This window comes from Pseudoalteromonas sp. 0303 (assembly GCF_013349995.1).
Taxonomy (GTDB): Bacteria; Pseudomonadota; Gammaproteobacteria; order Enterobacterales; family Alteromonadaceae; genus Pseudoalteromonas.
On sequence record NZ_JABVXF010000035.1, the window covers coordinates 1 to 10990 of the forward strand.

At 40.7% G+C, this 10990-nt stretch carries 13 protein-coding genes; 1 reads left to right on the plus strand and 12 read right to left on the minus strand.

Features of this window, described 5'->3' with window-relative positions:
• Positions 1-95 precede the first annotated feature (95 nt).
• The 5 genes from HUS62_RS18150 to HUS62_RS18170 are packed head-to-tail and all read right to left on the minus strand — an operon-like array spanning position 96 to position 1794.
• Positions 96-623, minus strand: coding sequence for a DUF4240 domain-containing protein (locus HUS62_RS18150; RefSeq protein WP_062565591.1), 528 nt, complete (start codon positions 621-623; stop codon positions 96-98).
• On the minus strand, positions 620-814 hold the full coding sequence (locus HUS62_RS18155) for a YwbE family protein (protein WP_036971837.1): 195 nt from the start codon (positions 812-814) through the stop codon (positions 620-622). Before HUS62_RS18155 ends, HUS62_RS18150 begins: the two co-directional genes overlap by 4 nt.
• 59 nt (positions 815-873) lie before the next feature.
• Entirely contained in the window at positions 874-1320 is a 447-nt protein-coding gene (locus tag HUS62_RS18160) for a hypothetical protein (RefSeq protein WP_175080692.1), read from the minus strand.
• A 2-nt stretch (positions 1321-1322) separates the two neighbouring features.
• Positions 1323-1595, minus strand: coding sequence for a hypothetical protein (locus HUS62_RS18165; protein ID WP_175080693.1), 273 nt, complete (start codon positions 1593-1595; stop codon positions 1323-1325).
• On the minus strand, positions 1588-1794 hold the full coding sequence (locus tag HUS62_RS18170) for a hypothetical protein (protein ID WP_054563817.1): 207 nt from the start codon (positions 1792-1794) through the stop codon (positions 1588-1590). The genes HUS62_RS18165 and HUS62_RS18170 overlap by 8 nt, the downstream gene beginning before the upstream one ends.
• A gap of 88 nt (positions 1795-1882) precedes the next feature.
• Here HUS62_RS18170 and HUS62_RS18175 point away from each other — a divergent pair, with 88 nt between their 5' ends.
• Entirely contained in the window at positions 1883-2689 is an 807-nt protein-coding gene (locus tag HUS62_RS18175) for an ion transporter (RefSeq protein WP_175080721.1), read from the plus strand.
• A 59-nt stretch (positions 2690-2748) separates the two neighbouring features.
• Here HUS62_RS18175 and HUS62_RS18180 read toward each other — a convergent pair whose 3' ends face one another.
• The 7 genes from HUS62_RS18180 to HUS62_RS18210 all read right to left on the minus strand — a co-directional run bounded on the left by HUS62_RS18180 (position 2749) and on the right by HUS62_RS18210 (position 10964).
• Positions 2749-3129, minus strand: coding sequence for a VOC family protein (locus HUS62_RS18180; protein ID WP_175080694.1), 381 nt, complete (start codon positions 3127-3129; stop codon positions 2749-2751).
• Between the two features lie 227 nt (positions 3130-3356).
• Positions 3357-4040, minus strand: coding sequence for a hypothetical protein (locus tag HUS62_RS18185; RefSeq protein ID WP_175080695.1), 684 nt, complete (start codon positions 4038-4040; stop codon positions 3357-3359).
• A 314-nt stretch (positions 4041-4354) separates the two neighbouring features.
• A complete protein-coding gene (locus HUS62_RS18190; RefSeq protein ID WP_175080696.1) occupies positions 4355-4789 on the minus strand; it encodes a GNAT family N-acetyltransferase in 435 nt (144 codons plus the stop codon).
• 249 nt (positions 4790-5038) lie between these two features.
• Positions 5039-5650 carry an FMN-binding negative transcriptional regulator gene (locus HUS62_RS18195; RefSeq protein WP_175080697.1) on the minus strand — a complete coding sequence of 204 codons (612 nt, stop codon included), beginning with the start codon at positions 5648-5650 and terminating at the stop codon, positions 5039-5041.
• A 61-nt stretch (positions 5651-5711) separates the two neighbouring features.
• The gene (gene asd / locus HUS62_RS18200; protein ID WP_175080698.1) at positions 5712-6854 is read right to left on the minus strand and encodes an aspartate-semialdehyde dehydrogenase; all 1143 of its coding nucleotides are present in this window, start codon (positions 6852-6854) and stop codon (positions 5712-5714) included.
• Positions 6855-6983: 129 nt separating this feature from the next.
• Positions 6984-7880, minus strand: coding sequence for a lipid kinase YegS (yegS, locus tag HUS62_RS18205; protein ID WP_175080699.1), 897 nt, complete (start codon positions 7878-7880; stop codon positions 6984-6986).
• 393 nt (positions 7881-8273) lie between these two features.
• Positions 8274-10964: a TonB-dependent receptor plug domain-containing protein gene (locus HUS62_RS18210; protein ID WP_175080700.1), complete on the minus strand. Its 2691-nt coding sequence runs from the start codon at positions 10962-10964 to the stop codon at positions 8274-8276.
• Positions 10965-10990 lie beyond the last annotated feature (26 nt).

The window sequence follows — 10990 nt, forward strand, 5'->3', positions numbered from 1 at the left end:
AGTTAGTTGCCTAACTACGGATTGTGCATGATCATTCTGATCGGTCAACTGATCAACTTCTTAACTGATCAGCATTAACCCTTAGGTGCTTTTAATTAACTCGGTTGTTGCCAATATTTAGCATATAAATTTGGGTAGGTTTGTTTTAAAAACTTAGCTTTATCTTTAAAACGTTTACCTTTTGGTTGCTCAAGGCCTGATGGCACAAAGGGTAATTCGTCATCATTACGTTCTTCGTAAAGCATACCGGCAATTAAATCGTACTCATCTAAATACGGGTAAGGCTGTTCGTTTAAATGATAAACTGGCGTACACTCGGCAATTGAGTCTGGGTTTTCAAGCGCCTTTAAAAAAGCCTGTTCACCACGTGAAATAAGCCAACATAAAAACTCAGAAAAACCATAATCGTCGTTACAACCAGCCATTACATAAGCGGCACCAAATAAGTCCCAGGTATAGGCTTTGCGCATACGTAGGTTAAACTGCTTATCAAATTCCATCAGCTGCTGGTCAGATAAATCAGTCAGCTTTGCTTTTAAAGCATTACAAACAGACTCAGGCTCGGCAGTTTTATCTTCGGCGGTCACGAGTTGCCAAAATTCACTTTCGCTTAAAACACTCATGATAAAATCTCTTTCACGCGCCCTACTTGACCATCATCAAGCTGAACTTTAATACCATGCGGGTGGTTTGGTGATTTAGTTAAAATACGTGACACCACACCTTGAGTTAACTGACCTGTTCGTTGATCTTGTTTTAAAACAATGTTGACTTCGCAGCCAATTGAAATTTGTGAACGCGTAGGCACTGCCATTGCTATATCTCTTTCAATAATTTTTGCCGATTATAGCCATTTGCAGCTGGCTTACCAAATTAAACCTGTTTGATTGGGCTGTTTTTAAGCAGCTCCTTTGGCAATATCTCATTTAAACGGTTAGTGATTGCTTCAGCTTTGCCTTTTATTTGAAAGTCATAACCTTGCCCGTTGCCATCTAATATGACGGCTAAATAGTTATCAGCAACTTTCAGTTGCGTAATACGGCTTAATTCAAGAGTTGCTTCTTTATCGCCATAATAAACCTGCTTAACCGTTAAGCTCGAGCCTGTTGCCGTGAGTGTTTTACTAAGGGCTGTTTTGGCTGCAAACTTTTCTGTTGAACGATAAGCCTGCACCATAAAACCGATAGCAAATATAAAACCGGTAAAACTTGAAATAGGTAATGAGTCTGATTGCAAGCTGTACACACCTATACAAATAAATAACATTGCAAGGGCTAGATTTAATCTAACCATCTGTTTAGGGGTTAAATTTACGTACATTATTATTCCTTTAAAAACGCAATTGCTTTTGCATTGACAGCGAAATCTATAGCGCTCAATTCTTTGATAATTAAACTAGAAATTAACTGGGTTTGCTCAGCGGTTATCGGCAGCTCTTTACAATAACAACTTACTTTTAGTGATTGCGGTAGCTTTTTTAGGTCAGCAGTATGCGTTAACCATGAAAATTCGTGTACGTGCTCTTTTGCTTGTTCGCACGCTTGCGTTAATGCAACTCGAATAGCCTTATCTAGACGTTTTTCAGTTTTAGTCATGTTCTGCTTGTTGTTTTTTAAATTCTTCGTAGCTATCTTGCTGGCGCTTTACGCACTCATGGTACTCTTTATCTGCCATATGATTGCATTCACTTAAACGCGCCGATTGAATTTCATGATAACGGGCATCTGAGCTACAAGCTGATAAAAGTATTGCAAGGGTCGCAATCACGGCCAATTTTAAGGCATTTAGAAACATTAAATTTCCTTTATGTAGTTATACATTGGTGCTGTGTTTTCCTGTATATTGCGTGGGTTTAAATATTATTACCAAAGGGTTCTATATGATGTTGTCGCAGTTACAACAGCTGTTTCAGCGTATCGATAAAAGTAAAATTTTTCAATCATTTGTTATTGCTGTCATTGTTATTTCAGCGCTAACAGTGGGTGCACACACCTACTCTTTACACCCAACTGCAGAGCTTGCCTTACATTGGATGGACTTAGGTATCACGGTATTCTTTTTAGTTGAGCTCGTGATACGGTTTATCGCAAGCCGTGGTTTTAAAGACTTTTTCAGCAAAGGCTGGAATATCTTCGATTTTATAATCGTGGTGGGAAGCCTTTACCCTGCAGCTGGCTCTACGATTTTTATCGCTCGATTACTGCGTATTTTCCGCGTATTGCGACTTGTATCTATGATCCCAGAGCTCAGACTGCTGGTTAACTCACTTTTAAAAGCCATTCCACAAATGGGCTATATTGCCCTGCTCATGTTCGTGATCTTCTATATTTATGCCGCCATGGGTAGCATGCTGTTTGCTGATATAAATCCAGTACTGTGGGGTGATGTGTCTATTTCTATGCTTACCCTGTTCAGAATCGCCACGTTCGAGGATTGGACCGATGTTATGTATGAAACTATGGCTGTGTATGAACTCAGCTGGATTTTCTACCTAACGTTCATCTTCTTAACGGCCTTTGTATTTTTAAACATGATGGTTGGAGCAATTTTAGAAGTTATGTCTGAAGAGCATCGTAACGCCCGTGAAGAGCAAACATCTGATGCCGACATGCCAGCAACCAAAGGGCAAATTGCTCAGCTGCAAGCTGAAATGGCTGAACTAAAACATCTATTGAAAGAAAAGCAGTAAGGTTTTTAGATAATAGTTTTTAGCTATTAGGCGCTAGGACCTAGACCCTAGCGCCTTTTTTACCCTCGCTTTTCTACCTTCCATGGTGGGTTTAAGCGGTTTTCTCCCGCCCAATACAATTTAATTTTATTCCCTGATGGGTCTTTTAGAATTGCTTCCGTCCATAAATAACGCTGGGCTGTTGGCGGCTGTTCAAAGCTAATGCCTTTTTCAACAAGGCTTGCATAGAGCTCATCGAGCTGCTCATGTTCAAAATAAATGACCGCACTATTACTAAACTCTTCAGTTTCTAATGACAGCGAAAATGTGGCATCACCATCTGGGCATTGAAAGCGTGCGTAATGCGGTGTATCCACAATCTGAATCATTCCCAGTGTTAAGTAAAAAGCCACCGCTTCATTCATATCCTTTACAGGTAACGTCACCTGATTAAGATTCATTTGCTACTCTCATGTAATGCTTTATTCGTTGCTTCAGCATATCGCGTTCATTAAATTAAGCAAAAGATATGTTATGAGTTAGCGAGTTGCGAGAGTAAAGTTAGCAAGTTACGAGAGCAAAGTTTGTAGGAGGCGTTTCAACGCCGAACATTTATGGTTCACGGCAAAAGCCGTTCCTACATGAAAATGTTCAAGCTTTTGTCGCCATAAATGACGACTTACAAAGACTAGCCATTGGTAAAAACTAATTGAGATGGGTTGTCTGTTTGAATAAACAAGACTCTTGTCACTGTTGAACCTGATTCATCTTTTGATGTGTTTGTGAAAAGGTAGTTTTCATCAAAAGTACTCAACTTATCAAGATCAAAATCAGAGTTAGCCTCATGGTGAAATGACATAGCACAGACTTTACCTCTACAAGCAAAGTCTTCAGCATAAACGTCGTTTGTGCGAATTTGACTCAACATCTCGAGCAGCTTAACTTCTCTTACTATTGAATTATCGTTTTCTTCTGCACCTCGTACATTATTCAAAAAGTCATGAAATTCAGGAATTGTGATTGCGCCAAATACGCTTTGCTGTTTAATTTGCCCATTATCAGTAATGAATGAATTGGTAACAGATTCTGATGATGAAAAATGTCTATCAGCTAAATTCGTTTGTTGACCTTGCTCTTCACTCACCTTATTACCTTCAGGCTCTGAACTGGCTAATTGTTTAACTTGAATAGTGCTTTGATGTATATCTTTGTTATTCGTCGAGATCACTTCTTTATTAGAATCACTATTAACTTGGCTCTCTATTACGGTAGCCGTCACCTCACTATTGTTGCTCGATGAAGTAACCAAATAAGTTATTAGCGAACTGATAGCAATCAAAATTAAAACTGTGAATCCATTTAGTTTAACCATTAAAAATCCTTTTATTTTTGAAGCTTAATCCATTGAAGATAAAATAGATTAATTTGTATGACAAGTAATAAATTTTTAGTTTTTAAGATACGAGAGTAAAGTTAGCGAGTTACAAGGTGAAAGTTTCTAGGAGGCGTTTCAACGCCGAACATTTATGGTTCACGGTTATTGTCGCCATAAATGACGACCTACAAGGTACCATCGTAGGCGTGAAACTTGTTTCGCGCGTTTGTAGGTCGTGCTTTAGCGCGTAATTTGAAAAATGTTCAAGGTGTTGTTGCTATAAATGGCGACCTACATGGCTGCAGCCATTCCTACGCGAGTTCCATGTGTAATATTGGAAATGGCTTGCCCATATCATCTAATGGCGAGCGTGAGGCAATTTTAAAGCCCATATGCTGATAAAACCCAACTGCAAGTGGGTTTTGCTCATTAACATCCACTTTGTTGGCAGCTAATTGCTCAACAGCATAGTTCAAGAGTGTTTTACCTATCCCCTTACCTCTTGCGGCATTTAAAATAAACAACATTTCTATTTTGCACTCATGTACGCCAACGAATCCTAAAATTGTTTTATTTTCATCCTTAATGCACTTTAAAGTTACATTAGGAAACGCCTGCTCAATAATGATTGGCTTAAAAAAGGCTATGTCGTCTTCTGTTATAAAATCATGGGTTGCTCGTACTGAGTTTTCCCATACAGCAAGTAGCTCTGGGTAATCTTCAGCGTTCACATTGTCTATTTTCATTGATTAAATACTCATCATTGCTGATAGCAAAGTAACATCAGGTTTTATAATTCACACAAGTATTATTCATGCAATAAACCAAAGTAAAGTATTGTCACGATTTAAGACATAACTCCCGCGAGCGATAAGTATGACATTTAGTTGACAGATACATGGAATGTACTAACTTTAGTTTTAGTAGTTAACATGCTTTTAACAAAGCAGTGCTTGATACTTTCCAACCAATTGGCAGCATTTGCGGGATGCAAATTAGCTGCCTATTCCTACTTCATGTTTAAGCATATAGCTAAGTAAGGCTTGGGCATCCGGGTGTTTATCTGATTTTAACCCTGTTACAACACCTTGTTGATCCGCTGCCGATTTATGCTGGCCTAACTTTTCTTTTCCCTGAATTGAATCAAGTTCGATTTTAATACCCACTATGCCACGAAGTAACTTGGCTTGATAATCAGCTGGCAACAAACTGGTATCGTTTAAAATACTTGGCTCGTATTGGCGAATCAGCTCATCTAGGCAAGCTAAGGTGTGGTCATCATCGAGGTATTCTACTTTGCCCTTGGCATGCACCGCAGCGTAGTTCCAAGTTGATACAGCTGGCTTCTCGCTATACCAAGTAGGAGATATATAACTATGAGGGCCATTAAAAACCACTAATACATGGGTATCTTGCAAGCTTTTGCCATGACGGTTAGCCCGTGACACATGACCATATAAGGTACCAAACTCGCCCTCATCGGGCTTATAAACTAAAGGTAAATGAGTTGCCTCAAACTCACTATCAACCATCAGTGCAAAGCTGTAGGTTTTAATGAACTGCGACACTCGCTCTGGTGTCATTTTCCATTTATTAGGGGTGTGCATTACTTTCCTTTAGTGCTAAAAAAGGCCAGCAAAATGCTAGCCTTAATATTGAGTTGTGTGATTATTGTTGGCCATCAACAATAATGCGTAACATGCGACGAAGTGGCTCAGCTGCACCCCATAACAGTTGATCACCAACCGTAAACGCACTGATATACTCTGGGCCCATCGCTAATTTACGAATACGACCTACCGGAATAGACAGTGTGCCAGTTACTTTTACAGGTGTTAAGTCTGTAGCGGTAATATCGCGATCATTCGGGATCACTTTTACCCACTCATTGTGAGAAGCAAGAATTTCTTCAATTTTATCAACGCTAATGTCTTTGCGCAGCTTAATTGTCATTGCTTGTGAGTGACAACGCATTGCGCCAATGCGAACACATAAGCCATCAACGGGTACTGGTTGCTCACTGCTACCTAAAATTTTGTTTGCTTCAACTTGCGCTTTCCACTCTTCTTTACTTTGACCGCTTGGCATTGGTACATCAATCCAAGGGATAAGGCTACCAGCTAGAGGCACACCAAACTGGTCTTGTGGTAAATCGCTTGAGGCAATTTTTTCGGTGACTAACTTATCAATCTCAAGAATCGCAGCATTTGGATCTGCAAGCTTGTCTGCCACTGTTTCGTGAATTGCACCCATTTGCGCAATTAACTCTTTCATGTTGCGTGCGCCTGCACCAGAAGCCGCTTGATATGTCATAGGGCTTACCCATTCAATCAAGTCTTGTTCAAATAAACCGCCTAGGGCTAATAGCATAAGTGATACGGTACAGTTACCGCCCACATAGGTTTTAACACCTTGCTCTAAGCCTGCACTGATAACGTCTTTGTTTACTGGGTCTAGCACAATAATACTGTCGTCACTCATACGCAGTGCCGATGCCGCATCAATCCAGTAACCTTGCCAACCTGATTCACGTAATTGCGGGTAAACGGCTTTGGTGTAGTCACCGCCTTGGCAAGTAACAATAATATCCATCTTCGCAAGCTCAGCGATATCATTGGCATCTAAAAGCGGTTTAGCAGGACCCGCAAGATCAGGACCTAATTGACCGGTTTGTGAGGTGGTGAAAAAAGTCGTGTCGATATTAGAAAAATCATTTTCTTGCTGCATACGTTCTAATAACACAGAGCCAACCATGCCCCGCCAACCGACTAATCCTACTTTTTTCATTGTTTGTTCCACTGTTTGATTCATTCAAATTACCTAAACTGTTAAAAATTAAAGTCCATTGCGTGAGAGTTTAATTTTTACAGAAGTAATCTAGCATTGCGGCCCAAGCAAAACCAGCGCTAACCGAGTAACATCAAAATTTTTCATCATCGTTTATTTAAGTAATGTACAAGCGTCTGGTAGCACCATGTTTAGCGCGCCAGCATGCACTTCAAAACGCTGTTGTTTTGAGGTGATTGGCTCGCCATCTAAATTTATTGGCATTTCTGTTTGTGTTTGCCATTCAAGCCAAGGCACTTGAAAGCGTTTTACCCACTGTTGTGATGAATTAGGATAGTTACTTAGCTCTTCGATAACCGCTGGTACATCTGAAATTGCAAATGATGTAAACGCCACTAAATCAACCAAGCCATCATTTATGTACGCATGGGGCGCAAGGGGCTGACCACCACCCGCTTGGCGTCCATTACACACGGCAGCGGCAATAATATCGCCCGAAGTTCGTTCACCATCAGGCAGCGTTAACTCGCCACTGTAAGGTACAAAACTTAGTGCTTGTACAAGCCCTGCCAAGGTATACGCGCCACCACCGAGTAAGTTTTTCAGTGCAGGCGGTGTGGTTGCGGTAATTTTTGCCCCAAAGCCAGCACTGGCTACATTTACGAAATAACGCTTATCAACCTCTACCGTATCAATTGCATGCGGCTGCCCCTGTGCGGCCAGTTTCAGCGCTGGCAAGTACCCGTGAGGAATATTAGCGGCTGTAGCAAAATCATTTGCTGTGCCCATAGGTAAAATTGCAAGCTCTAAACGTTGTGACTTTTCCAGTTTCATTAATGCATTAACGGCTTCATTAACGGTGCCATCACCACCAGCTACGACAATACGTTTTACACCTTCTGCGACGGCTTCATTAATAAAGCGCTCAATGTCACCGCCTTCATAAGTAACACGCACCGCAAGTGGCTGACGAGTTCGAAATTGACCGATGGCATCACGAAGCTGCTCATCAGCCGCTTTTTTACCATTTATAATTAACCGTAAGTCCATTTTTAATCCCTTTTTAAACACGTTGAACTACCATAACACGCAATGGTTTAATATACCCAAACTACCTCAAGATGCGAGTTTCAGTTGGAATTAAAAGCGATTTAGGCAAGGCATTGATTGCAAGTAATAGTGGTTCTATTGCTAAAATCAATAACGCAGTATAAATCGCTTTTAAACCAACCCTTTGGGCGCTTCACAGGCACTTACTCTCATCGTTGTTATTTCTTAAAAGGGACTGCCATTCTTGCAAAGTAACGCCTTGATATTAAGCACCTGTGAAACGCTGAATTCTGCATCTTGAGGTGGTTTGGGTATAGAAACAAAAAAGCCCTGCTAGTGCAGGGCTAAATCAACGTTAGGATTTATTATTGTATCCTTCCTTGGGGAGTTTAATTAAAACTCGTAGCTAAAGCCTAAGCTAAACTTAGTGCCTTCTTCTTTCTTCCAAAGCGATAAACCTTCTTGTTCAATTTCTTTATCTTGACCAAGGATGTTTTCAATTTTGAACTTAACTTTTGTGTTGAAGTTCGGGAAGTAAGAATAAACTAAATCAAGCGAATGGAATGGCTTCTCTTCAGCATCTTCATTACCGCGAGTACCCGGTACAATAATACGTGGACCAAACACGTTATATACAAGTGATGTCGAATGGAAACCATCAGCAGAGTCATAACCCATCTGTAAGTTTGCTACCCACTCAGAGTGACCCACTAAACGGCGCTCATCGTTAGTAACAATGTTAGACACTGTATCTGCATCAAGTGCATCTTTTAATTGCTGCTCAAACAATGAATCAACGCCGTCAGAATCATCGATACCTAGTTTCACAGTTGAATCAGATAGCGTAACGTTACCCGACAAGAACACACTCGACCAATCAGCACTGATAAAGCTAAAGTCAGTCAAGAAATCAACTTCAATACCCGTTAACTCACCTGATTCAGCGTTTGCAGTTAATAGCTGTGGCGCAGCACCACCAACACCTGCAAGCTCTACCATTTCAATAGGGTTTGTGATGTCTTTGTAGAACAATGCAACTGATAGGTTATTACCCGATGCCATATACCATTCAAAACGGAAGTCAGCATTTTTCAGTTTTGAACTTTGTAGTGTCGGTGAACCACGAACTAGGAACTCTGTTAACGGGTCAACGAAGAACGTTGAACTTACATCACGCATATCAGGGCGAATAGTTGTTTCGCTTAAATTTAAACGAAATTGCATTTCTTCATCCATGATATAAGTCACAGCTAAAGAAGGATAAAAATCGTCTTCTTTAATTGCTACTTCAGCGAGTTCATCCGTTGTGGCATCAAATAAGTTACTATGCGCCTTAAATGGTACTGATACTTGGGCAAAATCTTCCCAACGAATACCACCGGTAATACGCCAAGTGTTGTCTAGGAAATAATCAGCCATAAAGTAATATGCATCTAACTTATGGGCTGCACTGTATTTATCGCCGTCTGTTGTTCTGTCATCAAAAATGCCAGAACCCGTTGAGCTTGCATAGAAAGCATCATTATTGATGTTATCGTAAGCAAAAATCTCATCTAAACGTGAACCAAATGAATAATCATCTGAAATACCGCGGTGTGTAATACCGAATGTGGTGTTATTTGCTGTACGAGTTTTCTCTGAGAAGTCGCCACCCACTTTTAGCTCAAGCTCATAGCCTTCACCATAAAATGGCATACCCATGTTCCAACCCCAAGTATCAACTTCGTCATGAAGCACTTGGAATTCACGTGTTACGTTAGTTGCTGAAACGTCTTGTAATTGCTCAGAAACAAACACACCATCGTCGTAGTTACGTTGGAAAACAGCGTCTACACCACCTGGTGCATCACGGTTTGCACGGCTTGTACCTGCGTACCAATCAACAAACAAGTTGTTAAAGTCGATAAAGTTGTGTGTACCTTTTAATTGGCTAGAGAACATTTCACGCTCTTCATACACAACATCAACACGGCGAAGATCACGTACACCTTCTTCCGTTTCGTTGGCATCATAGAAATTACGATTACGAACACGGTCACGCATGTCATGCAGGGCAATATTAGTCAGTTCAATTTTATGGTTTGAATTAAACTCATAACCAATATTGAAGGTACCACTCCAACGCACATTTTGTTCAGTCGATGTACCATCGTAATACTGAGCAAAACACTTGTCTTCACACCCTAAGCTGCCGAGGTTTGTACCACTTTTTTCTTGTGCTACTTCCCACTCATTTTCGTAAGAAACCGCAGCTAACACACCAAATGTACCCATTTCACTTTCAAAGCGATCGCCTAATGAAACTGAAAAGCTCATTTCAGGATCAACGTCTTTTTCAGTTGCTGAAATGTTCCAATCAAGCGCCGACATCAATGCTTGGCGTTCAGCCAGTGTTGTGTTGATATCGCCTTCAAGGCCCGCACCATAAAAGGCATCGATGAACTCACTTGGTAACGCACGAGTACCATCATCACGCCCCATCCAGTCATCATCACCACCTTCATAGAAGTAGCCTGTATCACTGTTATTGGTGTTATAAGAAGTACCAATATCGACTTTAAATAAAAAATCAGTCGGAATTGATTTGGTTCTAATATTTACGTTACCACCACCAAAATGCGCAGGCATATCGGGTGAAAACGATTTTTGAACACTTAAACTTTCAATAATATCTGATGGAAATAAGTCAAGCGGTACAACTGAGCGAGTTGGATCTGGACTTGGTACATACATGCTATTAAGCTGAGTACTCGAATATCGCTCACCTAAACCACGAACATAAATGAACTTGCCATCAACAAGTGTCAAACCTGTTACACGACGAAGTGCCGATGCAGCATCGCCATCACCAGTACGAGAGATTTGCTCTGCACCCATGATATCGGCAACGAAAGCTTGATTTTGACGCTCTTGAAGAACCGCGCCGGCACTCCCTTTTAAACGCTGTCCTACAGCAACCACTTCTTCAATTTCTTGTGCTTCATCCGCTGCATAGGCAGTATTCACTGATAAGCCAACTAATGCTGCAAGCACTGCGTGGTTTATCTTTGAACGCACAAGTTTAGAGGGGGTAAAAGATTTCATTATTATACTCCGAAAACAAAACTAGA